This is a genomic window from Parapedobacter indicus, assembly GCF_900113765.1.
GTDB classification, from domain to species: domain Bacteria; phylum Bacteroidota; class Bacteroidia; order Sphingobacteriales; family Sphingobacteriaceae; genus Parapedobacter; species Parapedobacter indicus.
This window is the reverse complement of sequence record NZ_FOQO01000009.1, coordinates 119,730-144,317: the sequence shown is the minus strand read 5'-3', so window position 1 is coordinate 144,317 and position 24,588 is coordinate 119,730. Positions and strand designations below refer to the sequence as shown.

Here is a 24,588-nt window from a genome sequence, read left to right as displayed (position 1 = left end):
TGTAGCGTATATGCTACAGGTAATTGTAGGATAAGGCCTACAAGCTTTACCATTATTAGGGATAGCGATTCAGGTTATCGGGAAAAAAGATAGTTTTGCAGCACAATTTACAAACAGATGGAAACGAAGGTATCTATCATTACCGTTAATTACAAACAGCCGGCACTTACTGCTGATTTTCTACGTTCGATCATTGCACATGCACCCGATACCGCCTTCGAGGTCATAGTCGTGGACAATGGAAGCCAAGTGGATAATCGGGATTTCTTTCAAACGGTATATCCGGAAGTCATCTATGTGCAGTCAGCAGCAAATCTTGGTTTCGCGGGCGGTAATAACCTCGGTGTCCGATACGCAACAGGCGATTATCTACTCTTTTTGAACAATGACACGGAAATAACCGCAGGCCTTGTTCCTACGATGTGCAGCGAGCTGGAACGCCATCCGGAGATCGGCTTACTTTCCCCGCTCATCCTTTACCACGAAGATAAGCGCAAAATCCAGTATGCTGGGTTTACATCAATGAATTACCTGACTGGCCGTAACAGCAGCATCGGCTTCCTGACAGATGATAACGGGCAATACAGCCATATCACCGCTGAAACGGGCTATTGCCATGGAGCGGCCATGATGTGCCGAAGGTCGGACCTTGAGCGGGTGGGGCTGATGGAAGAACATTTTTTTCTCTATTACGAAGAGCTGGATTGGTGTGAGAAGTTCAAGCGCGCGGGTCTTAAAACAGGCTTCACCGGAAAGGCAACAATTTACCACAAAGAATCGATGAGCGTGGGGAAGGAGAGTCCATTGAAGACCTACTTTATGGTACGCAACCGCTGGTTATTTATCCGACGGAATACGAAGTGGACTACCGCATTTGCCTTTAGTTGTTACTACCTGCTGATTGCCACGCCCGTCTTGCTGGTCAAGTACCTGAGCAAAGGCCGGTTTGATTTGATCCGCGCGGCGTTGCGCGCAATCGGATGGAACCTCACACATTCCACCGATAGCCGGGAATTGGGCATCAAGTTGCCCGATGCCTGAGTCTATTATAGACCTCGCCGTAGCTTTTGAACGCATAAACCAACGCGGCACCGGTACGTACACCCAGTATTTTTTTCAGGATCAATTGTGTGGCGACAAAAAGGATCAGGTAAGAAATCAACATGGCAACTGCGGCGCCAACAATCCCCCAATGGCGGATAAATACATAGTTCAATAGCGCATTGAGCGCAACGGATACAACGGTAACGTAAAAATTTAATTTCACCCCGCCAATGGAGTCAAGGATGGTCCCGAACTGTTTGGTGAATGGGATGAAAAATGCAGAAACTAAGGTGATTTGCAGCAACGGTATCGACTCCGGATAACGGTCATCTCCAATGAAATGGATGACAGGCCCAGCAAATAAAGATGCGATAATGATAGCGGGGAAAAGCATGGCCAAAACAGCCCCAACTGATTTCTCATAGAGGGATTTTACGGCATCATTTCCACCATCTTCGAGTCGTCGTGCACTTTGTGGGAAAACAATGGTGGCTGCCGCATTGGTGGGGATGTTGATCATGTTGGTAACACGCACGGCAATGTTGTAAATTCCCGCAGAGGTCGCAGACACCAACCCGCCGATCATCATCTGGTCTATTGAACTGGAAACTACCGCCATCATCGACGTGCCGAAAGAATATTTACCATATTGAAGCAATTGTTTCAGCCAGTACTTGTCCAGCTTTCCCCATAGCTTGAATGTGCCGCGTACTAAATAGTGCGACACAAGCGTCGCTGCCAAGGTACCCCAGGTCATTACCTGTACCAATGCGCTCAATGACGTATGCCGATCGTTGAAATACACGTATAAAACGAAAGCCAGCAGCGTACCTTGCCGGATAAGGTTCGAAAGAAATACACCCCGGAATTGCAACTGTGCCTGCTCGATGGCTTGGTACTGTAGCAGGAAACCGGAGATGACAAATGTCACGATATACAGATTAAACAACGGGACAAGTTGCGGACTGTCCCACAGTTTGCCGAATAAGGGAGCTAATAGGTGGCAGGCTGCAGCCAGCACGATCGTAAGTGATAGGTTAACGGCGAAGGACGCCGTAATGATTGAATTATGAGCGTTGCTTGGAGCTGAAGACAAATAGGTAATCAAGCTCTTGCTGATCAATCCGGTCCTCGCGAATTCCATGATCGACACTGCGGACATGAATAATACCCATACGCCAAAATCCGTTTTGTCCAGCGTCCTGATCAGGAAATAAAATGAGCTAAATGAAATGATTAACGTCAGTGCGTTTTGAAGCAGATTGATAGATCCCGACCTCAACCAATAATTTGAGTTTAAAGATGATATAATTCTCATGTAGTTACGTTCAAACGAGAAGAGCTAGCCACACACATCTTCATCTCAAAGTACATTGTTTATCATTTCCAAGGCAGTAAGGCAGTAACTTCACGCCAAAAATAAGTGGATTTCTTGTGCCTACATGAAATTTTTAGGGTTAAAATTTATTTTGTAGGTGTTGTGCTACAGCATGAAAACGAGGCAGTCGATTTCGGTGCCGGTGAAGATCGACGCACATGCATACGCCGATCTTTTAAGAGGGATCTAATTTTTTTTGAGGATTAGGTGTGCGCCGGCACACCCAGCGTCATAAGTTCTCGTGCGATGTCATCCGCGGTATGCGTACTGATTTTTACCAAAGGCAACCGGACCATCGCCCCGCAGATTCCCAATTGATGAAGAATGGTTTTAACCCCCGCCGGATTACCTTCAATAAAGCACAATTCGGTAATCCGTATGAGTTTACTATGCAGCTGCCGTGCCGCTTCAAAATTGTTTTCCAAGCACATTCTAGCGAGCGTTGCTACCTCAGCGGGAAATGCATTGCCGACCACCGAAATCACCCCGGCTCCGCCCAGCGCCATCATGGGCAACGTCACCGAATCGTCTCCTGAAATAAGCAGGAAGTTTTCAGGTTTATCACGCATAATTTTGCCGAATTGGTCAAAATTGCCCGAAGCTTCTTTGGTTGCTACGATGTTTCCCACTTCTTTGGCCAATCGCACGGTAGTTTCTGGGCTGACGTTACTGCCCGTGCGGCTCGGCACATTGTATAAGATTACGGGTAGGGGAGAAGCGGCTGCAACCGCCTTATAATGCTGGAAGATACCTTCCTGGGTAGGTTTGCTGTAATACGGGCTTACAGACAACACAGCAGCATATCCTGGGATGTCAAACTGTTCCAGCTGGCGGACCAGCTCAGCCGTATGGTTACCGCCAATACCAGCTACCAACGGGATGCGGCCTTTTACTTTTTCAGCAGTAAATGTCCAAACGGCTTTTCGTTCACTTTCGGATAAGGTAGCTACCTCGCCGGTAGTACCCAAAGAAACCAAGTAATCCATGCCACCGCTGATCTGATGTTCGATCAGTTTTTCCAGACCCTCGAAATCAATCGTTCCGTCCGAATGAAAGGGGGTCACCAAAGCTACCCCAGCGCCGTAAAGCTCGTCCATGTTGTTATCGTAATTTTGCCTATTCGTGTTTTATCTATTTTGATCTAATAGGTGGCCAAAATTAAGGGAAATAAATGATTTATTGTACTATGATCCGATCAATTGCAATAATTCCTGTTCGGAAATAATGGCGATCCCCAGTTTTTCGGCTTTTGCCAGTTTCGAAGGCCCCATTTTGTCGCCTGCCACAAGGAAATCCAGCTTGCCAGATATACTGCTCAACAGTTTCCCGCCATGGCTTTCAATCAATGCAGTAAGCTCTTCCCGGCTGAACTGCTCAAATACACCGGAAATGACGAAGCTTTTGCCGGTCAGCGAATCGCCCAGCCGCTGTATTTCCTTTTCTTCGATTGCCAATTGGACGCCGTATTGGCGCAGCCGCTCAATCTGTTGTCGGTGCAACGCAATGGCGAAATATTCGGTTACGCTTTCGGCGATCCGCTCACCGACTTCGTAGACCGACTGAATTTCCTCCTTGGATGCCGCCATCAAGGCATCGATGGTTTTGAAATGATTGGCCAGTTTTTTGGCTACGGTTTCGCCCACATAGCGGATGCCGAGTGCAAACAACACCTTCTCAAATGGTTTTTCCTTTGATTTTTCAATGCCAGCGATCATATTGTCAATGGATTTCTGGCCGAAGCGCTCCAGCTGAATGAGCTCGTCCTGTTTATCTGTGAGCGTATAGATGTCTGTGATATTGTGGAGAAGGCCCCGTTTGAAGAAAGTTTCGATCGTTTCATCGCCCATGCCTTCGATGTCCATGGCCTTTCGGCCGATGAAATGCTGCATACGGCCCACGATCTGTGGCGGACAGCCATCTTCATTGGGACAATAGTGAACCGCTTCACCATCCTTGCGCACCAGTGGCGTTCCGCATACCGGGCAGAGAAGCGGATATAGAATGGGCTGTGCATCCGGCTGACGTTTCAAAAGGTTCACACCCATAACTTTGGGGATGATTTCTCCGCCTTTTTCCACGAATACCGTGTCGCCTTCCCGCAAATCCAACCGCTCGATTTCGTTGGCATTGTGCAGGCTGGCCCGTTTGACGGTCGTGCCTGCCAGCAACACGGGCTTCAGATTAGCCACAGGGGTCACTGCACCCGTACGTCCCACTTGGTAGCTGACCGACTGAAACAAGGTTTCTACCTGCTCGGCTTTGTATTTATAGGAAATCGCCCAACGGGGCGACTTGGCCGTAAAGCCCAGTTCTTCCTGTTGGCCGTAGTCATTTACCTTGATGACAATGCCGTCGATGTCATAGCTCAGGTTGTAGCGCGCCTCGTCCCATTTGGCAATAAAGGCAAGTACTTCCTCGATGGAGGTACAAAGTGCTGTATGCTCGGATACGTGAAATCCCCAGGATTTGACCGCTTGGAGGCTATCCCAATGCGTATTGAACAGCCGGTTGCGATTGTCGCTATACAAAAAGTAGAGAAAGCAGTCTAACGGACGACGAGCTACTTCGGCCGAATTTTGCAGTTTGATTGTGCCTGCCGCAAAGTTGCGGGGATTCGCATAAGCCATCTCGCCGTTTTCAATCCGTTCGTTGTTTAGCCGCTGGAAAGCAGCGCGATGCATGAGAATTTCGCCCCGTATTTCGAACAGATCGGGGAATCCGTCGGTCTTCAGTCTGTTGGGTATTTTTTTGATGGTACGCACATTCGTGGTCACGTCGTCGCCCTGAATACCGTCTCCTCGGGTTACTCCTCGTTTCAGTACCCCGTTTTCGTAGGTTAGACTGATGGAAAGCCCATCAAATTTCAATTCGCAAACGTATTCAAAGTCATTCCCGATGGCCTTACGTACCCGCTCGTCGAAATCACGTAATTCCTGTTCGCTGTACGTGTTACTGAGCGAAAGCATCGGCCAGCGGTGACGAACCGTATGGAAACGCTGGGTGATATCGCCACCTACCTTCTGTGTGGGCGAGTCGGGGTCAAGCAATTGTGGGAATTGACGCTCCAATTCTTCCAGTTCCTTCAACTTCTGGTCAAAGTCGTAGTCTGAAATGGTAGGCGCTGCCAATACATAATATTGGTAATTGTACTCATTAAGTTCCCGAGTTAGCTCTTCAACCCGGATCGCTGCTTCTGCTAATGACATGTCAGCGAAAATACAAATTTTATGGTGGTTGCTTTTTCGTTTTTTTGCTTTTTCATTTTTGATCACCGATCCCTCATTACTTACTGCCGATCACTCACCATCAACCACCGATCTCTACTCTTCCAGCTTGTCCCAAATTTCATAAATCGGATCCCCCGCAGAGCTCAATCCGGAATGGTGCCATGAGCCATTTTCGATTTTGCCATCGAAAGACAGCGATGCTCCCACACGATCGTTGTCGCGCGAAAAGAATTCGATGTTTTCAGTATATTTTCCGTTTTCAAAGGTATAAGTACCGCCGCCAGTACCCGAGAATTCTCCGGTTTTGATGTTGATGGCCACCCATTGAAAACGGGTGCCACTCAGTATTTTGAGCGTTCTGCGATCGCGCAAAGGCATTTGCCCCATTTCGTCTCCCTGTTTCCGTCCGGTGATGCGCCACACACCTGCCATTGGGCCTTCATTGCTATCAATCCGTTGCCAAGTAGCCCGTGTGCCTGATAGGTCGGTAGATAGCGTATTTCCAGGGGCCACATCAAATGTGCTGGACTGGCCCACCCACGTATCGGCTTGTACATTGCTGGCCGCTTTGTCGGTATCGTATTGCCAGGTCACTGTCAGCTTCTTCCCGTCAGTGGTATACGTGCCGCCCCTCGTGGAAATAAACTTTTTGTTTTGAAGGTCATAGGTGCTGTGCGACAGGTATCCGTCAACGAATACGGCAGTTTGTATAACATCGCCTTGCTGTGTCTGCCAGGCTCCCGACAAAGCATCCTGCTGGTAAGCCCAGGTACTCGGCGTTGCCGCACAAGCAACAAGTAAGGAAAGAATGATCTGTTTCATGATTCATTATATTGGTTTGTAATCCACGTCATCCGTGTTCTATCCGGTTAACGTTTCTAAAATAACAACTAATCTGCCAAAAAGTTGTCGTGTAGCCAGTATTTTACAAAAATCGTTTGGAATTTAATAGGTTGAAATGTGTTTTCCGTTGAACGTAAAATGCCCAGATGAAGCTGCCTTGGTAAATCCCTTTTTTGCCAAACGATCGGTTGTAGCGTTTGCGCTTTCGGGCGGTCTTGAAAAAGTCAAGAAAAAAGCGTTGATGTGAGCGACTGATGGCCCAGGCATCGCTGAATTTACCCTGTACCATGAAGTGGATAAGCGCCACGAGATCAATCCACATGCGGGCGAACACGACCCAGCATGCGTCCATCAACGGCAGGTTTTTCTGCATCATGAACAGGCTATTGCGGAAATTGAGGTAGGTCTTCGTGGGGTTAGCCGCTGCCAGCGTACCGCCGCCCACATGATAAACGACCGATTGGGGGCAAACCCCGATCCGATATCCCATCAGCTTGAGACGCCAGCAAAGATCCACTTCCTCCATGTGGGCAAAGAAATCCGCATCAAACCCCCCGGACGCCTCCCAGCAATTACGTTTGATAAAGAAAGCGGCTCCGCTGGCCCAGAACACCTCGCAGGCATCGTCATATTGTCCGTTATCTTTCTCCACCACCTGCAACATCCGCCCACGGCAGAAAGGAAAGCCGTAGTAATCGATGAATCCACCAGCAGCTCCAGCGTGTTCAAAATAGCCCCGCTGGTAGTAAGAACGGATCTTGGGTTGTGCCGCAGCCATATCGGGTTGGCTTTCCAGCAGTTCGATAACCGGTGTGATCCAATAAGGAGTTACCTCGACATCCGAATTGAGCAGCACGAAGTAATCGGCCTGTACATGTTTTAATATTTCGTTATATCCCCCTGCAAACCCCAGATTGCATTCATTGCGCAGGATACGTATGGCCGGATAGTTAGCCGTTACGAACGCCACCGAATCGTCTGTGGAACCGTTGTCGCCCACGACAAATTCGATATGGGGATAATCGGTGTTATATACCGAAGGGAGGAATTTCTCCAGAAAGAATCTCCCATTCCAATTCAATATGACGACAGCTACTTTCGGATAATAGTTCATACTTTAGGTTTTCGTTTCCAGCGTCGGTGTGACCAAAGCCACCACTCAGGCTTTTGACGGATAATGTCTTCTGTAAACCGGTTGTGAATATCGGTGATGCCATGGCCGGGCACTTCGGCAGGGTTTTCTACCAACGTCGTAAACGTGCAGCAATAATAGCCGCGCCGGAGTCGATCTATGTGACAAAAAACCACTGGAAAATTGGTCTTTTTGGCGATTTTTTCCGCACCGGTGTAAACCAGCGTATCTTGATTCAGGAATCGGATAAAGTAGTCGGAATCCCGGTGCATCGGCGTCTGATCGGCTACAAAAACGCTGATGTGAGGTTGCTGCCTATACGCGACAATTTTGCGAAGTGTTTGCTTCATGGGTACCATGACGGCACCGAAACGGCTTCTAACCGAGTTATAAATGGTATCAACGGTCTTGTTGTGCAGCGGTTTATAAATAATCAACACGGGGTTGTCCGTCAATAAGCTTAGTCTGTGGATACCCAATTCCCAGTTGGCATAATGTGCCGTAACGCCTACGACTCCCTTACCGGCCTCGAAATGGCGCTCCAGCTCTTCAATTCCATAAATGGCGATCCGCCTTTTGGCTTCCTCGGCAGATATGCTTCGCATCTTGATGGACTCCACAATCAGGTCAGGAAGAAACCGGTAAAACTTTCGTGCAATCTGCCGGCGTTCATTCTCCGACTTTTCTGGAAATGCATTCCGGAGGTTTTCACGCACCACAGCTTTCCGATATCCAGCCACATGGTACAGCAAAACATATAAAATGTCCGAAAGCCTGTAAAGCACCCAGAAGGGAAGTAACGAGACCAGATAAACAAAGAAATTCACTACGGAAGACTTTCGCATTACGGCCATTGATGGTGCATGAAGGTGCAAACTTAGATAAAGTTACGTTTATATGCAATTTAATCCTAAGCCATATAAACGTAACTTATCGATCGCCTCGCCGCCGCTGAGAACAACTTGAAAGCGGGAATATCCTTAATTTAAGTTACTTTTACAGCACAAACTTATATTTCTTGCGTTACATGGACAATCACCTTATTTTACCAGCCTTTTATCTGCCACCGGTTTCCTATTTCCGTGCCATTCAAAGCACTGCGTTGCCCATCCTGATCGAACAATATGAGCATTACCCGAAGCAAACGTATCGTACCCGTGCGTCCATCTGTTCGGCCAACGGCAAATTGGACCTCATCGTACCGGTACAAGGGGGAAATAAAGGACATACCCAGATGAAAGATGTGAAAATCAGCTATGAATGGGATTGGCAGCGATTGCATTGGATGAGCTTGCAAACGGCCTACCGCAGTTCGGCCTATTTCGAATATTATGAGGATGATTTTTTACCGTTTTACCAGCAGCGCTACGAATGGCTGCTTGACTACAACGTAGCCCAGTTGGAATTGCTATTGCGACTATTAAAAATCGAACGTTCACTGGGTCGTACGGAAAGCTATTATCCGGATTATGCACCCCAGCTGGATTTCCGCAATTCCATCCACCCGAAACGGGCAAACCCTACAATTACAGACAAACCCTATTACCAGGTTTTTGAAAATAAACACGGGTTCCTTTCTAACCTGAGCGTGGTAGACTTACTGTTTAACCAAGGGCTGCAAAGCAAAGGGTATCTCTGAAAAAACGAAAACTTTTTGACAGCAACCCTGTTTTAGTGTCACAATAATTGAAAGGAAGATATGAGCACACCATCTTTACGAATTGTGTTTTTTTTGCTTTTAGTAACAGGGACCGCTCGGGCGCAGTTGGGCGCAGACACCATTCATCATCAAAAGATCTTTGTGGTAAGTGGTTTGGGATGGGGATTTGCATTGGGGGAGACCAGTGAAGTATTGCAGGCAAAGTTTTCAAACAGTTTGGGGCTGGATATTTCCCTTGCAAACCGCCATTATTTCCTCTATCCGTCAGTCGATTTTCTCTCCTATCGGTACAATCAACAACTGCATGATCCGGATTATCAGCATGATTTGGAAAAAGGGAGAAGCAATTTTTACATGTTGAACTTGGCTGGAGGTGTCCGGAGGCAACTTGAAAAGCTCAATCTATACGCGTATGCCGGACCTGGAGCCGGTGTGGTGGTTGAGCCACGCGCACGGGTATCCGAGGAACGGCAGCGGGTGATTATCGAAAACACCACTCACTTAACGCCAACCTTGCGAGCAGGCGTAGGAGCCGATTATAAGATAGGTGGGTTTTTTCTGATGATTGAAGCGGGGTGGCTACATAACTTCCGGAAGGTACAGGATCGCCAGGTCAATCTCCTGTCGTTATATGGCGGATTGAAAACAGATGTAACCACGTTGAAAAACAACGTGGCACGCGTAATGGGGATACAATAAAAGCAAAATTTATTTTCGGGAAATGTTCAGCTCAACCACTTCCACATCGATGGAGTTGAAGAGTTTGTGTGATGACTTCAATTCTGCCTCGGGTTTTATTTCATCTAACGTCCGCACATCCACGCCCCGTTGTTTCACGATGTCCAGTTTACCCCCTAGGCAGGGATAGTTAGTTTCAATGTCGCCACCATTGAAGCCGGTAATGATCGCAAATCCATCCAGGCTATTGTAGAAATTCGTCATGGATATCGGCATGAAGTTGTTATACTGCTTGAGATCATTCAGGGTCGAGCCTACACGCAGGCCTTCGGCGGTTTGATAAGGGCCAAAATTATTAGCTACGGCGATTTTTGTGACCGTAACATAAGGTTCTTGGCTTTCTGCCCAATAAACCGTTATTTCTTCCGCTTCATTGGGAAATACTTTGGTAATGTGCACGGTTTTACCGTCGACTTGTGCCGTTCCATTTTCCAGCTTATCTGCGCCGATGGTACTATCTAAAGACGCATAAGAATCACTGAGTTTGACGGGACCGATACCCGCGCAGGTAATCGCGTTGGGGTCGGCGGCAGGTGTTTCTTCTTTCTGTTGTTTTTGGCTTTGCTGGCAAGCGATGGCAAGTGATCCAACAAGCGCTATACTAACTATAATACGCATAATTTAAATTGCTTTATTCGATTAAAGGGGCTAAGATAGAAAAAACAGTTCAATTTCTGTATTTCAAAGCAATGCACTACATTTGACTGATAGACCTCTTGTTTGTTAAATAAATCTTTTGAAATAAAACAGTATACATATGCGGCGGCTTTTTATCTTTCTTGTCATTTTAGTGGTCAGCGGTTGTGGAACCACCCAAAAAGTACAACATAGGGATGTTTCATTTGATGAAGGTATCCAGCAGATCAAACACTTGGTGGTGATCTATATGGAAAATCATAGTTTCGATAATCTCTATGGAGAATTCAAAGGGGCAAATGGCATTGAAAATGCCAAAAAGGGAAATTTTGTTCAGGTGGACGAGGAAGGAAATCCGTATCAATACCTGCCTGAAATTCCGCGGAACAACTCATTTCCCACCAACCTGCCCAATGCGCTTTTTAACATTGACCAGTATGTGCCTTCTGATAAAAAGACACCGGATGTGACCCATCGTTTTTTTCATAACCAGCAACAGATTAACGGTGGAAAAATGGATAAGTTTGCCGCCTATAACGATTCCAAAGGACTGGCAATGGGCTATTATTCCACGGAAAAGCTCCCGTTGTATCCGATCGCCAAAAAATATACCCTGTGCGACAATTTCTTCCAGAGCGTCTACGGTGGTTCCTATTTTAACCACGTCTTCCTGATTGCTGCCGCAGCTCCGGTGTGGCCGGATGCTCCCGCATCCATGGTTGCCAAACTGGATGCCGATGGCAACCTCATCAAAGATGGCGTTGTGACACCGGACGGCTATGTGGTGAACCATGTGCTTTCCCGCAACAAACCGTACCCTGCCAAATCGGATACCTCCAAACTCCTGCCTTCCCAGACGATGCCAACCATTGGCGACCGGCTGAGTGAAAAAAATATATCCTGGGCTTGGTACTCGGAAGGGTGGGACGATGCCGTGGCTGGAAGGAAAACTAATTTCGCCTACAACCACGAACCGTTCCTGTATTTCAAGCAGTATGAAGAAGGGACGGAAGGCCGGAAACACCTAAAAGATCAAAACGATTTCATTAAAGCCGCAAAAGAAGGCACCCTTCCCAGCGTTTCCTTTGTAAAACCCGGTGGCGGGAACGACGAACACCCCGGCGGGTCTGCTGTATATCCTTCCGAACAACTGGCCGTAAACCTGATCAATGCCGTGCTGGAAGGTCCCAATGCCAAGGACGCATTGGTGATCCTTACCTACGATGAATTCGGTGGCTTTTTTGACCACGTTGTTCCGCCCGTGATCGATAGGTGGGGCCCCGGAAGCCGTATTCCTGCAATTATTATCGGGCCATTTGCTAAAAAAGGCCATGTAGACCATACCCAATACGAAACGGTCAGTATTCTTTCGTTTATCGAGCACAGATGGGGAATAAAGCCCCTGGCCGAGCGGGATAAAAATGCGGATCCTTTCCGGAATGCGCTGGCGTTTAATTAACCCTGTTAATCGGGGTATTGGGGTATGTATAAGAAGATTGTAGTAGCGACATTTCTGTTTACAGGGCCACTAATTGCAAGCTTTACCCCCTTTTTTTCGGGTCCTGAACATGCGGAAACACATGCTGGCCTGCGTGAACGCAACGTACGGAAAAGGATCCTGAGCCAGATCGTGTCTTTCCGGGATTATGTCAAAGACTCACTTTTTTATGAGGTCAGTAAAAATGAAACAAACGGCGAAAGAGTCCGTCAGGTCGTTTTGACCGCAAGACTGTTGTTCAAGAAATTTGAGTGGGGGGCGACTTATTTTGCGGCTGATCTAGCCGAACGGCTAAACGGACCTCCCGTACCCGAGATCGAGAATGCCGACTTGTTGGACCCATCCCTGGCCCGGGCCATCGACCCGGTGGGCCTGCAGGTGATTGAGGAACTCATCTACCCGGAAAACAATGCTTCGAACAGACAGGAGTTGATCGATCAAGTAGCACATTTGGTAACGAACACTGACTACCTGATCGCTTACTTCACCGATCATGAACTTGCCGACTGGCGGATTCTGGATGCAGCAAAACTGGAGGTATTCCGGATCATCACCCTGGGAATTACGGGGTTCGACAATGCGCTTTCGTTGAACAGTATGGAAGAATCGTCGGTATCCCTTCAAAGCCTACACGATGTGCTGTCGCGCTACGTACCAAAAAAGAAAATGGCGCCGTTACTGCAACAGCTGGATGCCGCCATCGCTTATCTTCACCGGCATCCCGATTTTGATTCGTTCGACCGGGCAGCTTTCATTACCCGTTTTGCCAACGGGATCAGTGCCGGCATCGCGCAACTGGAACAAGACTTGCCGGGGCCAAAAATTAAGTACAACCGGATGCTGAACCAAAATGCCCGTACCTTATTCGATCCGGATGCATTTAATGTGAATGCGTTTTCTCCCGGCCCTGAATTTCATGTAACGGCAGCCAAGGTGGCGTTGGGTGAAAAACTCTTTTACGATGCCGCGCTATCCGGTACCGGTACGAGAAGTTGTGCTTCCTGCCACAACCCAAGCTTAGCCTATGCCGACGGGTTGGTTACCCCTGCGGATCTTCGTGATCCAACAACACAGTTGACAAGAAATGTTCCCACACTGCTTAATGTAGCCTTACAATCGAATTACTTCTACGACATGCGGGCGCTGACGTTGGAAGATCAGGTGCGCGATGTGATCCGCAACCCACAGGAAATGGGCAATTCAATGGCGGCGATTATTCGATACCTTTCGGCGGATACCCCGTATCTGTCGTTATTTACCAAAGCTTTTCCTGCAAAAGACAAAAACGAAATCAGCAGGAAAGAGATCATCGAAGATGAAGTGGTCAACGCGCTTGCGTCCTACTTACGCAGCCTGACCAAACTCAACAGCCGGTTCGATGCTTATATGCACAGCAGGGGAGAGGGGTTACGTAAAGAAGACATCCTGTCGAAGCGGGAACTGAACGGCTTCAACTTATTCATGGGAAAGGCGAAATGCGCAACCTGCCATTTCCTGCCGCTGTTCAATGGTGTAACGCCTCCAAAGTACGTAAAAGGAGAAACGGAGGTATTGGGCGTTCCCGTTTCGGCGGCCGACTCCACGCTCGATCCGGATCGGGGATACTATGATATCATCGGCATCGATTCATACCAGTATGCCTTTAAAATCCCCACCGTCCGAAACATTGCTAAAACAGCCCCGTATATGCACAATGGAGCCTTTCAGACCCTAGATGAAGTAATGGAATTTTACAATAACGGAGGGGCCGCGGGGTTAGGGATAAACCTGCCCAACCAAACGCTTCCCGAAGAAAGCCTTGACCTTACAGAAAGCGAAAAACAAGATATTATCGCCTTCATGAGGAGTTTGGAAAGCAGATGAAACATGAATTTTGCCGATATCGGCAAATAATAAGCATCTACGCTTTTATTTGTTGTATTTTTGCCGATAATGGCATTTGCTTTAAAACTTTGCATTAAAACATGAATTATATCTCTGTAAGCGAATTTGCAAAAAAATGGAATGTCCCGGAAAGAACAGTCCGGAATTATTGTGCTACGGGAAAAATAAAAGGAGCCTTTTTAACCGGTAAGACTTGGAATATTCCATCCGATACTACATTACCCGGACAAGGAAATAAACGTAAATTTAGCAGAAATCCTTTGCTCAATCACCTCAAAGAGCAAAAGGATATGAGGCTGAAAGGTGGAATTTACCATCGTACGCAGATTGATTTGACTTATAATTCCAATCGTATTGAAGGCAGTAAGTTAACGCACGATCAAACCCGATACATCTTCGAAACTAACACCATTGGAGTGTCCACAGAAAGTGTCAATGTAGATGATATCATCGAAACAACCAGCCACTTTCGTTGCATTGATTTAATTATTGACAAGGCCAATGCAAAATTAACTGAGTCATTTATTAAAGAATTACATTTTCTGTTGAAATCAGGAACTTCGGATAGTCGAAAAGACTGGTTTAATGTTGGCGAATACAAAAAGCTTCCTAACGAAGTTGGCGGGAATGAAACTTGTCCGCCCAAAGAGGTCGCTGCGAGAATCAAAGAATTGCTTTCCAATTATCATCGTGGTGAAAGAAAGACCTTTGAAGACATTATCGACTTCCATTATCAATTTGAAATCATTCATCCATTTCAAGATGGAAACGGTCGTGTGGGGCGGCTGATTATGTTTAAAGAGTGCCTTGCGAACAATATTATACCTTTTATTATAGATGAAGATATAAAACTGTTTTATTACAGAGGCTTACAGGAATGGCCTCGCGTGAAAGACTACCTTTTAGACACGTGTCTCACCGCTCAGGATAATTATAAAGCCATTTTGGAATATTTTGAAATAGCGTTTGAATGATATTGGCGGGGGTACTTATAAACTTGCCAAACTCCCCTCCAGTAACTTAATTTTCGCTTCGGCGTCTGCCTTCTTATTCCGCTCGTTCGCAACAACCTCCGGCTTTGCGTTTTGTACAAACCGCTCGTTGGATAGCTTTGCATTGACCGATTTCAGGAAGCCTTCCAGGTAGGTGATTTCTTTACTGATACGTTCCCGTTCGGCTTCTACATCAATGTTCTGTGCTACGTCGACGTAAAATTCATCCTTACCCACCAAAAAGCTGGCTACGCCCGAAGGCTTTTGAACGGCAAACGTAATCTCAGAAATAGTTGCCATTTTCTGGATGCTTTCGGCATAACGAGCGAAGTCGATATCCGAGGTCGCATGTATGGCAAGCGGAAGTGCCGTTTTGGGTGACAATTGCTTGGTATTTCGTAAGTTGCGGATTTCAGAAATCACTTGCTGAAGGGCAACGAAGTCCGTGAGCAGCTTCTCGTCGTATTCGCCTGCTTGCGGATATTCTGCCACGATACAACAATCGCCTTCGGCACGTACCCCAAATAACTCATCGTGCCATAACTCTTCGCTGATGAAGGGCATAAAGGGATGAATCAGTCGCAATACCGATGCAAAAAATGTCTTGGCTGTTTCAAAGGTTTCACGGGCAATGGGCTGCTGGTAAGCAGGTTTTGCCAGTTCGAGGTACCATGCGCAGAAATCGTCCCATACCAATTTATAGGTAGCCATAAGCGCGTCCGAAATGCGGTACGCTGCAAAGTGTCCTTCGATTTCATGCAGTGCCTGGTTAAACCGGTTTCCAAACCAGCGGGCGGCTTCCTGTTGTGCAGAGGTAGCCGGTATATCGGCTATTTCCCATCCTTTTACCAATCGGAATGCGTTCCATATTTTGTTGGCAAAGTTGCGGCCCTGCTCGCAGTAGGCCACGTCAAACATCAGGTCGTTGCCAGCAGGAGAGGAGAGGAGCATGCCCACACGTACCCCATCGGTGCCATATTGCTCCATCAGTTCAATAGGATCCGGCGAGTTGCCGAGCGACTTCGACATTTTTCGTCCCAGCTTATCGCGTACAATACCTGTGAGGTATACGTTTTTAAAAGGCGGTTTGCCGGTATACTCGTGACCAAAAATGATCATACGAGCTACCCAGAAAAACAGGATTTCGGGCGCGGTAACGAGGTCGTTCGTCGGGTAATAGTATTGGACGTCCGCATTATCCGGATGGCGGGTGCCGTCGAACACCGATAGGGGCCAGAGACCCGATGAAAACCAGGTATCCAATACATCATCTTCCTGCCGGATGCCATCAGCCGATTTACCTTCCGCCTGAAATAGCGATACCGCTTCTACTTCGGTTTTGGCCACCACCCAGTCGTTTTGGGCGTTGTACCACGCCGGGATGCGTTGTCCCCACCACAGTTGGCGACTGATGGTCCAGTCTTTGATATTCTCCATCCAGTGGCGGTAGGTATTGATAAACTTATCCGGAATCAGTTTCACATCACCGTTCAGCACGTATTCCAGTGCAGGTTTCGCCAATTCCTGCATGCGGCAAAACCACTGCATGGATAACTTTGGCTCAATAGCCGCGTCGGTACGTTCCGAAAAACCTACTTGTGATTGGTAAGGCTCCGTCTTTTCGAGCTGTCCGGCTTCTTCCAACAGCTTGGCCACGGCTTTCCGCGCTTTAAAGCGGTCTTCGCCCACCAGGATTTCGGCCTTTTCGTTGAGTGTACCGTCGTCGTTCAAGATATCGATCACCTCCAGGTTATGCTTTTGTCCCAGTTCGTAATCGTTCAGGTCGTGCGCCGGAGTCACCTTAAGACACCCTGTGCCAAATTCCATCTCTACGTATTCATCCTCGATGATGGGGATCTCACGGTTAATCAGTGGCACGCGGGCGGTCTTTCCCTTTAGGTGTGTATACCGCGGATCGTTAGGGTTGATGCAGATCGCCGTATCGGCCATGATGGTTTCCGGCCGCGTAGTCGCAATGGTCAGGTAGGAGGGAGCCCCGTCGGCATTGCCCGTTACTGCATAGCGGACGTAGTAAAGCGTTTGGTTAACTTCCCTGCGGATCACCTCTTCATCGGAAAGGGCCGTCCGCCCCTGTGGATCCCAGTTGACCATCCGTACACCACGGTAGATATATCCCTCACGGTATAACCGGATGAACGTGTCGATAACGGCGTCGGATAGGTCAGGTTCCATCGTAAAACGTGTGCGATCCCAATCGCACGAAGCCCCCAGTTTTTCCAGCTGCTTCAGGATGATGCCCCCATACTTTTCCTTCCACTCCCATGCGTATTCAAGAAACTGTTCACGTGTCAGCTCTTTCTTATTGATACCTTTCTCTTTAAGCATTGCAACTACTTTTGCTTCCGTCGCAATGGACGCATGGTCTGTACCCGGCACCCAGCAGGCATTTTTGCCTTGCATACGCGCTCGGCGGATCAGCACATCCTGGATGGTGTTGTTGAGCATGTGCCCCATATGGAGTACGCCCGTGACGTTGGGTGGGGGCATCACAATGGTATAAGGTTCACGTTCGTCTGGGATCGAACGGAAAAATCCATTTTCCATCCAATAGCTATACCATTTATCCTCGGCTTCCTTGGGGTTGTATGTCTTCGCTATGCTCATGAAACAGTCTGCATTTTAAGGGACGCAAACTTAGGGAAAGTTGCGAATTAAAGCAAGGGGCCGGCAGCAAATCCCGTGGGTGACGCGTGGCGGCCGACTAGCCAATAGTGGTAGAACCGTTTACACTAACCCTAACTTATACATTGTGTTAATTTGTGTTTCATTCGGAGTTTATTCGGGGTTTACTCGGAAATTAACCGAATAAACTAAAAGTAAAATATAATTAATAGTCGTCTGATTTAAAATTTATTAGTAGCTTTGGGATAAACTTAACTAAGACCAAGCAATATGGCGATATTGACTGACGGTGTCAATGGTCCGGTAACCGGGCGATTGGGGAATGTGATTTTTTATCAGGTAAAAGGCCAAAACCGGGCGCGCTCGCTTCCGCGTATTCCTAAACGCGGACGTAAGCCGAGTCCGGAACAGGTTATGCAGCGGAGCAAGTTTAGGTTGATGCAGCAATGGTTGAAACCTATGAAACGGATCGTGCGCATCGGCTTCGGACGCTTTGAACCGCCGAAAACGGGCCACAATGTGGCGATGTCTTATAATATGCGGCACGCAATTGTGGAAACGGAGAATGGATTTTCTGTCGACCCGCAAGCCATCCGTTTTAGTGCAGGACCACTCACGCCTCCGGTGAATGCACAGGTTCACCAGGAAGGAGAGATGCTACATTTTTCATGGGATAAGCCGGATATCCATGCGGTATTGGGCGATGCCCGCACGGTGCTATTTGTACACAATGAACGGAACGGATTGGGCTGCGATAAGCTATACGGCTCAGGTGCCGACGATTGTTCGGATGCGTTAGCTACCCATTTTCTGAGCCTTCTCCCTGGCGATGTCTGCCATGCCTACATGGCTTTCGTCAACGCGGAAACCGGCGAAGTGTCAGACAGTGTGTATGCGGGTCAGATTGTCGTAGTTATCGAATAGCTAAGGTTCCATGATGTACGTGCTTTTCAGCGTCGTGTGCAGTGTCACGGTTTCCGTGATTCTCAAATTGGCGCGGCGCTACGACGTAGACACCATCCAAATCATCGTTTGGAATTACCCGATGGCTGTGCTATGCACCTGGCTTTTTCTTCAGCCGACATGGACCTCCAAGGTATGGAGTGAGGCTCCGTTTGGACTATACGGGGTCTTGTCGGTTTTACTGCCTGGCATTTTCGTTGCATTGAGTGCCTCCATCCGCTATGCCGGTATCGTCCGTACAGAAGTAGCACAGCGGCTTTCGTTGTTCATTGCCTTGGTAGCCGCCTTTTGGCTGTTTGGCGAATCGCCGGAAACGGGGAAACTCGTCGGCGTCGCCGTAGGGGTTCTTGGAATTCTATGCAGTATCGGCTGGCATCGCGGTCGTAACCAGTACGGTGCCAACCACCGCATGTGGAGTTTTCCATTGGTGGTTTTCTGTGGGTACGGTATGATCGATATTTTATTCAAGCAGGTTGCTCAGCATACAGCCGTACCTTATGTGACGTCGATGCTGATCGTATTCATGATGGCAATGGGGGTAGCATTCCTGTATCTTGCTTATTACCTGATCGGGGCAAAAAAGCGCTTTTCCGTACATGCTGTTTTTTGGGGTATCGTGTTGGGTGGTTTCAATTTTGCCAATATTCTGTTTTACATGCGGGCGCACCGCGCATTACCTGATAACCCTTCTGTTGTTTTTACGGGCATGAATGTAGGCGTCATCGCACTCGGTGCAGGGATCGGCATTTTTCTTTTTCGGGAAAAACTGTCGTTTATCAATAAAATTGGGATATTTTTGGCGATAATATCCGTGTTGATTACCGCATATCTGTGAGTTTATTTGAAGATACTTATAAAACCATCGCTTCTTCAAGTGAGGGGATAGTTAAAAACAAGGGCAGCAAATTCATTGCATATGCCTATCCGTTAGCGAACGAGGATCAAGTAAAGGAGCTGGTGGCCGGATTGAAATCCGAGCATCCCAAAGCGCGACACCACTGCTGGGCATACCGGCTCACGTCCGACCGTTCCGTGTACCGCATGAACGACGACGGAGAGCCATCGGGCACCGCGGGGCGTCCGATTCTCAACACGCTGCTATCGCATGATCTTACCAATATCCTCGTCGTGGTCGTCCGTTATTTCGGGGGTACGTTGCTCGGGGTACCCGGACTGATCCATGCCTATAAAACGGCTACCCAGGAAGCACTGCAGGCGGCCCAAGTGGTGGAATTAACCGTTAACGACATCTATCGCGTGTCGTTCGGTTATGAACAGCTAAATGACGTCATGCGTATCGTGAAAGATGAAGGAATCGGTATACGGAAACAGATACTCGACAACCGCTGCTTGCTCGAATTGGAAATCCGCCAGCAGCAGACGAACCGGGTGCTCGGAAGACTGCAGCAGGTGGATGGAGCAGAAACAGAATATGTAGGGACTCGGTAATTTTTATTTTTATTCTACTATTTCTATATACTTTACGTATATTTGTCGCATGAAACAAGTGAGCGTTCAGGAAATGTGCAATTGTATGCCCCTCGAATAACGGTGGCTGTTGGGATAACGTATCCAATAAGATAAGATATAACGGCCTCCACTAACTGCTTTAGGGAGGTTTTTTATTATTCATGTAACTAAACAACACTCATGCAGAGCTTTAGAACCGAATTAGAAAACCCGGTTGTAGCAAAAGAAATCATTGAGCTCGAACGCAAAATCAGGGCGTATCGCGAAGGAACAATGGTTGAAGATAAATTCAAGAGCCTACGCCTGGCTCGGGGAATTTATGGACAACGGCAACCGGGTGTACAAATGGTGCGGATCAAATTACCCTTCGGCAAAGCAACCTTCAAGCAATTGCTGCGCATTGCGGATATCTCGGATGAATATGCCATTAGGAACCTGCATTTTACAACCAGACAAGATATACAGATTCACTTTGTGAGTTTAGACCGCACGCCGGAGCTTTGGGCCAAGTTGGCAGAAGACGACATCACCATCCGTGAGGCTTGCGGCAACACGGTGCGTAACGTAACGGCTTCTCCCCAAGCGGGTATTGACCCCGATGAGCCTTTCGATGTGTCTCCGTATGCCCATGCAACATTTTCTTATTTCCTGCGCAATCCGATCTGCCAGGAGCTGGGGCGGAAGTTTAAGTTCGGCTTTTCTTCCAGCACGCGGGACACGGCTTTTGCCTTTGGGCAGGATTTGGGTTTCATCCCCAAGGTCAGAACAGTGGATGGCGTTGAAGAGCGCGGATTCCGCGTGATTCTGGGAGGTGGCTTGGGTGCGCAGCCCATGGCAGGACACCTGGTGCATGAGTTCCTCCACGAAGACTTGTTGATTCCGTATTCAGAAGCCGTTTTGCGGGTGTTTGATCGGTATGGCGAACGGAATAACCGGAATAAAGCGCGTTTCAAATACCTGATTCAGAAATTCGGATTGGACGAGATAAAGCGGCTGATTGAAGAAGAACAGGTAGCCAGCAAGGTGAAGATATTTAAAATTGACCGAAATGCGGTACCCCAGCCCGAACCGCCCCAGGCAATGCCTATTGAAGAAGAAGCTGTATCCGATCAGCTGGCTTATGAAGTATGGGAGAAAACCAATGTTTGGGAGCAAAAGCAAACCGGTTTCTATGCGATATACATTAAGGTGCCTACCGGCGATATGCCTACCAAAGACGCGCGCGTATTGTTGGATGGAATCCGCGGACACGTGGCTGACGAAGTGCGGATCACCCAAAACCAGGGGCTGATGCTCAAATTCGCACGGAAGGAATCACTGCCGCACATTTATAAGGTATTGAAGGAAATCGGGTTTGCCAAACCGGGTTTTGACAGCGTGGCGGACGTGACCACCTGTCCGGGTACCGACACCTGCAACCTCGGGATTTCCAATAGCACGGAAATGGCAAGGGTGCTCGAGTCGTTGATTTACGATGAATACGAAGACCTTGTTTTTGACCGGGATCTTAAAATTAAAATAAGTGGTTGCATGAATTCATGCGGTCAGCATGGGATTGCCAACATCGGTATCCATGGCAGCTCATTGAAAGCCGCAGGCAAAGTGATTCCTTCTGCACAGATTATGTTGGGCGGGGGCGTTTTGGGCGACGGCCTCGGCCGTGTGGCAGAACGTGTGGTTAAGGTTCCTTCTAAGCGCGTTGTGAGTGCCGTTCGGTTGCTTTTGGACGATTATGCAGAAAACGGGCTTCCCGGCGAGCGCTTCCATGATTACTATGAGCGGCAAACGAAAGACTATTTCTACCGCATGTTGAAGCCATTGGCAGATCTTACCAACTTGGTCGAAGAAGAATATGTGGATTGGGGGCATCAGGAAACTTACCAGCAGGCGATTGGCGTGGGTGAGTGCGCCGGGGTGGTCATCGACCTCGTTTCGGTACTGCTTTTTGAAGCAGAAGAAAAATTGACTTGGGCAAACGAAAGCTATCAAGCAGCAGCGTATGCCGACGCAATTTACCATGCGTATAGTATGTACATTAGCACCGCCAAAGCGCTATTGCTCGACAAAGGAGTCCACAGCAGCACCCAGATTGCGATCATCAGGGATTTCGATACCCATTTTGTCGAATCGGGTGAATTTCTTGTTCCGGGAGGTTTCGCAGGTCAGGTGCTCGAAATTAACAAGCAGGAGCCCTCGGAAGAGTTTGCCCGCCAATACCTGGCCGGCGCGATCGACTTTTATCAATCGACAGTCGCCAAGCGATCGGCCCCAACGGAGGTGAATAGTTAATCTGCCACCATGTTGGCGATACAGGTTAAAAAGAGAAAATGAAATGAACACTTATCCCAAAATAACGTTAGTAGGAGCCGGGCCGGGGGATTCGGATTTAATCAGTCTAAAAGGGTTGAAAGCATTGTCGACAGCCGATGTAGTACTTTACGACGCGTTGGTAGACGATGCCTTGCTTGAATACATCCCGAAAACGGCGCTTCGCGTGTTCGTAGGCAAAAGAGCCAGTCATCATGCGTACAGCCAGCTGGAAATTAACCAGATGATGGTGAATTTCGCACGTTCACACGGGCATGTGGTTCGGCTGAAAGGAGGGGATCCCTTTGTTTTCGGAAGAGGGGGGGAAGAATTGGAGTACGCTGCTCAGCACGATATTCCCACTTCGGTGGTACCCGGTATCTCCAGTTCCATTGCGTTAGCCGGTTTGCAGGGGATTCCGTTGACATATCGAGGAATCAGCGAAAGCTTTTGGGTGATTACCGGCGCGACAACTACGGGGTCTATTTCCAGAGACATTTATACAGCAGCTCAAACGGCTGCCACAGTAGTCGTGTTAATGGGACTCAATAAATTGGCGGAAATCGTCCAAATTTACCAGGAAGCGGGTAAGAGAAAACTACCCATCGCGGTGATCCAAAATGGATCATTGCCCAACGAAAAAGTGGCTTTGGGCACGATGGATACGATCGTTGCCCATGTAAAGGACCGGGGGATCGGTGCGCCGGCAGTCATTGTCATTGGTGAAGTGGTAGCTAAACATAAACAATTCGGGCTGGAACAGACCAATGCCATCGCTGTATGAAAGAGATCACCGGTAATCCGTTGTTTCCTGTTTTTCTGCAGTTAAACGAACTGCATGTACTCCTTGTGGGAGGCGGAAAGGTAGGCTTGGAGAAGCTGACGGCTTTGCTGGAAAATAGTCCAAAGGCGACGGTAACTATTGTTGCCCGCGAAATCAGCGCCGATGTGCGCCACTACGTTGCAAACTATCCAAGGATTCAGCTGCTTGAACGCGCTTTTGAGGAAACCGATCTGAATGGAGTAGACTTGGTAGTGGTGGCTTCCAACAATCCGGAACTGAATCTGCGTATCCGGAAAGAATGCCGTAGTCGCCACCTATTAATCAATGTAGCAGATAAGCCGGATTTATGCGATTTTTACCTGGGTTCGATTGTAAAGAAGGGAAACTTGAAACTGGGAATTTCAACCAACGGAAAGTCGCCTACGATTGCAAAAAGAATGAAGGAACTGCTGAACGAAGCATTGCCGGAAGAAATTGATGAGACGCTGACTTACATGAGTCAGCTTCGGGATTTACTGAAAGGGGATTTCAACGACAAAGTGAAGGCGTTGAACGCGCATACGGCTTCGTTGCTATCAAAAGAGGGAATATGAACGTTTTGACAGATGAAATAAATGCATTGGTGCATGGAAAAAGCTCGCTGGACGCGTTGACGGCCTTAACCGACAGGTTTCCGGGTAAGATTGTATTTTCCACGAGTTTTGGTGTTGAAGATCAGGTTATCACTCACTTTATCTTTAGCAACAATTTACCCGTTAGGGTATTTACATTGGAAACGGGTCGATTATTTCCAGAAACGTATTATGTGTGGAATCGTACACTGGAAATCTATAACAAAGACATTGAAGCTTATTTTCCGGATACACATGCGGTGCAACAGCTGATCAGCCAAAAAGGGCCCTCCAGTTTTTACGAGTCGGTCGAAAACCGAAAAGAGTGCTGCCGCATCCGGAAAATCGAACCCTTACAGCGGGCGCTGGAGGGTGCGGAATGTTGGATCACGGGCATTCGTGCGGAGCAGTCGGGCAACCGGCAGGGAATGACACAGGTGGAATGGGATGAAGGAAACCAACTGATTAAGTTCCATCCCATCTACGATTGGTCGTTGGATGATGTCTGGAAGTATGTCAAAGCGAATCATATTCCCTATAATCCATTGCATGACAAAGGGTTTCCCAGCATCGGCTGTGCCCCTTGTACACGTGCCGTAAGGGAAGGAGAGGACTTCCGGGCCGGCCGGTGGTGGTGGGAAGATACGAGCAAAAAGGAGTGTGGACTGCACGCTACATAGGGCTAACGCGCCGTTAAAAAAAATACCGATCACGACGAAAGAAATGCAGCTGAATGCTAACGGCTAATATCCGAAAGCGCGGATGGCTGAAACAACAC

21 protein-coding genes are annotated in these 24,588 nt (G+C 48.1%); 13 read left to right on the top strand and 8 right to left on the bottom strand.

Features of this window, described 5'->3' with window-relative positions; all coding sequences use genetic code 11:
• The first annotated feature begins 117 nt into the window (after positions 1-117).
• The gene (locus BMZ56_RS18155; RefSeq protein WP_090629072.1) at positions 118-1,041 is read left to right on the top strand and encodes a glycosyltransferase family 2 protein; all 924 of its coding nucleotides are present in this window, start codon (positions 118-120) and stop codon (positions 1,039-1,041) included.
• Here BMZ56_RS18155 and BMZ56_RS18150 read toward each other — a convergent pair.
• From BMZ56_RS18150 to BMZ56_RS18125, 6 genes are all read right to left on the bottom strand, one after another.
• Positions 1,022-2,326 (bottom strand): flippase, encoded by a 1,305-nt coding sequence (locus BMZ56_RS18150; RefSeq protein WP_181127811.1) that lies wholly within the window; start codon positions 2,324-2,326, stop codon positions 1,022-1,024. The two genes, BMZ56_RS18155 and BMZ56_RS18150, sit on opposite strands and share 20 nt — an antisense overlap.
• A 299-nt stretch (positions 2,327-2,625) precedes the next feature.
• On the bottom strand, positions 2,626-3,519 hold the full coding sequence (dapA, locus tag BMZ56_RS18145; protein ID WP_090629070.1) for a 4-hydroxy-tetrahydrodipicolinate synthase: 894 nt from the start codon (positions 3,517-3,519) through the stop codon (positions 2,626-2,628).
• Positions 3,520-3,606: 87 nt separating this feature from the next.
• Positions 3,607-5,628, bottom strand: coding sequence for an NAD-dependent DNA ligase LigA (gene ligA, locus BMZ56_RS18140; RefSeq protein ID WP_090629069.1), 2,022 nt, complete (start codon positions 5,626-5,628; stop codon positions 3,607-3,609).
• Positions 5,629-5,742: 114 nt separating this feature from the next.
• Complete coding sequence (locus tag BMZ56_RS18135) at positions 5,743-6,471, bottom strand: DUF2147 domain-containing protein (RefSeq protein WP_090629067.1); 729 nt, start codon at positions 6,469-6,471, stop codon at positions 5,743-5,745.
• Positions 6,472-6,574: 103 nt separating this feature from the next.
• Positions 6,575-7,606 carry a glycosyltransferase family 2 protein gene (locus BMZ56_RS18130; protein ID WP_090629065.1) on the bottom strand — a complete coding sequence of 344 codons (1,032 nt, stop codon included), beginning with the start codon at positions 7,604-7,606 and terminating at the stop codon, positions 6,575-6,577.
• Positions 7,603-8,469 (bottom strand): lysophospholipid acyltransferase family protein, encoded by an 867-nt coding sequence (locus tag BMZ56_RS18125; RefSeq protein ID WP_090629357.1) that lies wholly within the window; start codon positions 8,467-8,469, stop codon positions 7,603-7,605. Before BMZ56_RS18125 ends, BMZ56_RS18130 begins: the two co-directional genes overlap by 4 nt.
• Positions 8,470-8,651: 182 nt before the next feature.
• On the opposite strand from BMZ56_RS18125, the gene BMZ56_RS18120 reads away from it, so the two are divergent.
• Together BMZ56_RS18120 and BMZ56_RS18115 are read left to right on the top strand one after the other, a co-directional pair.
• Complete coding sequence (locus tag BMZ56_RS18120) at positions 8,652-9,263, top strand: WbqC family protein (protein WP_090629064.1); 612 nt, start codon at positions 8,652-8,654, stop codon at positions 9,261-9,263.
• A 60-nt stretch (positions 9,264-9,323) separates the two neighbouring features.
• Entirely contained in the window at positions 9,324-9,983 is a 660-nt protein-coding gene (locus BMZ56_RS18115) for a hypothetical protein (protein ID WP_143072962.1), read from the top strand.
• A gap of 9 nt (positions 9,984-9,992) precedes the next feature.
• On the opposite strand, the gene BMZ56_RS18110 is transcribed toward BMZ56_RS18115, so the two are convergent.
• Positions 9,993-10,640 carry a hypothetical protein gene (locus tag BMZ56_RS18110; protein ID WP_090629060.1) on the bottom strand — a complete coding sequence of 216 codons (648 nt, stop codon included), beginning with the start codon at positions 10,638-10,640 and terminating at the stop codon, positions 9,993-9,995.
• Positions 10,641-10,779: 139 nt separating this feature from the next.
• On the opposite strand from BMZ56_RS18110, the gene BMZ56_RS18105 reads away from it, so the two are divergent.
• From BMZ56_RS18105 to BMZ56_RS18095, 3 genes are all read left to right on the top strand, one after another.
• Positions 10,780-12,117, top strand: coding sequence for an alkaline phosphatase family protein (locus tag BMZ56_RS18105; RefSeq protein ID WP_218146612.1), 1,338 nt, complete (start codon positions 10,780-10,782; stop codon positions 12,115-12,117).
• 24 nt (positions 12,118-12,141) lie between these two features.
• Positions 12,142-14,019: a cytochrome-c peroxidase gene (locus BMZ56_RS18100; protein WP_090629057.1), complete on the top strand. Its 1,878-nt coding sequence runs from the start codon at positions 12,142-12,144 to the stop codon at positions 14,017-14,019.
• A gap of 101 nt (positions 14,020-14,120) precedes the next feature.
• Positions 14,121-15,014: a Fic family protein gene (locus BMZ56_RS18095; protein WP_090629056.1), complete on the top strand. Its 894-nt coding sequence runs from the start codon at positions 14,121-14,123 to the stop codon at positions 15,012-15,014.
• 15 nt (positions 15,015-15,029) lie between these two features.
• Here the strand turns inward: BMZ56_RS18095 and BMZ56_RS18090 are convergent, their stop codons facing one another.
• Entirely contained in the window at positions 15,030-17,657 is a 2,628-nt protein-coding gene (locus BMZ56_RS18090) for a valine--tRNA ligase (protein WP_090629054.1), read from the bottom strand.
• Between the two features lie 288 nt (positions 17,658-17,945).
• Here BMZ56_RS18090 and BMZ56_RS18085 point away from each other — a divergent pair, with 288 nt between their 5' ends.
• The 7 genes from BMZ56_RS18085 (at position 17,946) to BMZ56_RS18055 (ending at position 24,490) form a co-directional block, all read left to right on the top strand.
• Positions 17,946-18,599: a DUF6266 family protein gene (locus BMZ56_RS18085; RefSeq protein ID WP_090629053.1), complete on the top strand. Its 654-nt coding sequence runs from the start codon at positions 17,946-17,948 to the stop codon at positions 18,597-18,599.
• A 10-nt stretch (positions 18,600-18,609) separates the two neighbouring features.
• On the top strand, positions 18,610-19,473 hold the full coding sequence (locus BMZ56_RS18080; protein ID WP_090629051.1) for an EamA family transporter: 864 nt from the start codon (positions 18,610-18,612) through the stop codon (positions 19,471-19,473).
• Positions 19,470-20,087: an IMPACT family protein gene (locus BMZ56_RS18075; protein WP_090629049.1), complete on the top strand. Its 618-nt coding sequence runs from the start codon at positions 19,470-19,472 to the stop codon at positions 20,085-20,087. The genes BMZ56_RS18080 and BMZ56_RS18075 overlap by 4 nt, the downstream gene beginning before the upstream one ends.
• 201 nt (positions 20,088-20,288) lie before the next feature.
• Complete coding sequence (locus BMZ56_RS18070) at positions 20,289-22,397, top strand: ferredoxin-like domain-containing protein (RefSeq protein WP_090629048.1); 2,109 nt, start codon at positions 20,289-20,291, stop codon at positions 22,395-22,397.
• 43 nt (positions 22,398-22,440) lie between these two features.
• Positions 22,441-23,199: a uroporphyrinogen-III C-methyltransferase gene (gene cobA / locus BMZ56_RS18065; protein ID WP_090629047.1), complete on the top strand. Its 759-nt coding sequence runs from the start codon at positions 22,441-22,443 to the stop codon at positions 23,197-23,199.
• A complete protein-coding gene (locus tag BMZ56_RS18060) occupies positions 23,196-23,792 on the top strand; it encodes a precorrin-2 dehydrogenase/sirohydrochlorin ferrochelatase family protein (RefSeq protein WP_090629045.1) in 597 nt (198 codons plus the stop codon). The genes cobA and BMZ56_RS18060 overlap by 4 nt, the downstream gene beginning before the upstream one ends.
• Positions 23,789-24,490 carry a phosphoadenylyl-sulfate reductase gene (locus BMZ56_RS18055; RefSeq protein ID WP_090629043.1) on the top strand — a complete coding sequence of 234 codons (702 nt, stop codon included), beginning with the start codon at positions 23,789-23,791 and terminating at the stop codon, positions 24,488-24,490. The genes BMZ56_RS18060 and BMZ56_RS18055 overlap by 4 nt, the downstream gene beginning before the upstream one ends.
• Positions 24,491-24,588 lie beyond the last annotated feature (98 nt).

Coding starts and splice junctions, on each gene's coding strand:
- BMZ56_RS18155 (WP_090629072.1), top strand. CDS start 118: ATGGAAACGAAGGTATCTATCATTACCGTTAATTACAAACAGCCGGCA.
- dapA (WP_090629070.1), bottom strand. CDS start 3,519: ATGGACGAGCTTTACGGCGCTGGGGTAGCTTTGGTGACCCCCTTTCAT.
- ligA (WP_090629069.1), bottom strand. CDS start 5,628: ATGTCATTAGCAGAAGCAGCGATCCGGGTTGAAGAGCTAACTCGGGAA.
- BMZ56_RS18135 (WP_090629067.1), bottom strand. CDS start 6,471: ATGAAACAGATCATTCTTTCCTTACTTGTTGCTTGTGCGGCAACGCCG.
- BMZ56_RS18130 (WP_090629065.1), bottom strand. CDS start 7,606: ATGAACTATTATCCGAAAGTAGCTGTCGTCATATTGAATTGGAATGGG.
- BMZ56_RS18125 (WP_090629357.1), bottom strand. CDS start 8,469: ATGCGAAAGTCTTCCGTAGTGAATTTCTTTGTTTATCTGGTCTCGTTA.
- BMZ56_RS18120 (WP_090629064.1), top strand. CDS start 8,652: ATGGACAATCACCTTATTTTACCAGCCTTTTATCTGCCACCGGTTTCC.
- BMZ56_RS18115 (WP_143072962.1), top strand. CDS start 9,324: ATGAGCACACCATCTTTACGAATTGTGTTTTTTTTGCTTTTAGTAACA.
- BMZ56_RS18110 (WP_090629060.1), bottom strand. CDS start 10,640: ATGCGTATTATAGTTAGTATAGCGCTTGTTGGATCACTTGCCATCGCT.
- BMZ56_RS18105 (WP_218146612.1), top strand. CDS start 10,780: ATGCGGCGGCTTTTTATCTTTCTTGTCATTTTAGTGGTCAGCGGTTGT.
- BMZ56_RS18100 (WP_090629057.1), top strand. CDS start 12,142: ATGTATAAGAAGATTGTAGTAGCGACATTTCTGTTTACAGGGCCACTA.
- BMZ56_RS18095 (WP_090629056.1), top strand. CDS start 14,121: ATGAATTATATCTCTGTAAGCGAATTTGCAAAAAAATGGAATGTCCCG.
- BMZ56_RS18090 (WP_090629054.1), bottom strand. CDS start 17,657: ATGAGCATAGCGAAGACATACAACCCCAAGGAAGCCGAGGATAAATGG.
- BMZ56_RS18085 (WP_090629053.1), top strand. CDS start 17,946: ATGGCGATATTGACTGACGGTGTCAATGGTCCGGTAACCGGGCGATTG.
- BMZ56_RS18080 (WP_090629051.1), top strand. CDS start 18,610: ATGATGTACGTGCTTTTCAGCGTCGTGTGCAGTGTCACGGTTTCCGTG.
- BMZ56_RS18070 (WP_090629048.1), top strand. CDS start 20,289: ATGCAGAGCTTTAGAACCGAATTAGAAAACCCGGTTGTAGCAAAAGAA.
- cobA (WP_090629047.1), top strand. CDS start 22,441: ATGAACACTTATCCCAAAATAACGTTAGTAGGAGCCGGGCCGGGGGAT.
- BMZ56_RS18060 (WP_090629045.1), top strand. CDS start 23,196: ATGAAAGAGATCACCGGTAATCCGTTGTTTCCTGTTTTTCTGCAGTTA.
- BMZ56_RS18055 (WP_090629043.1), top strand. CDS start 23,789: ATGAACGTTTTGACAGATGAAATAAATGCATTGGTGCATGGAAAAAGC.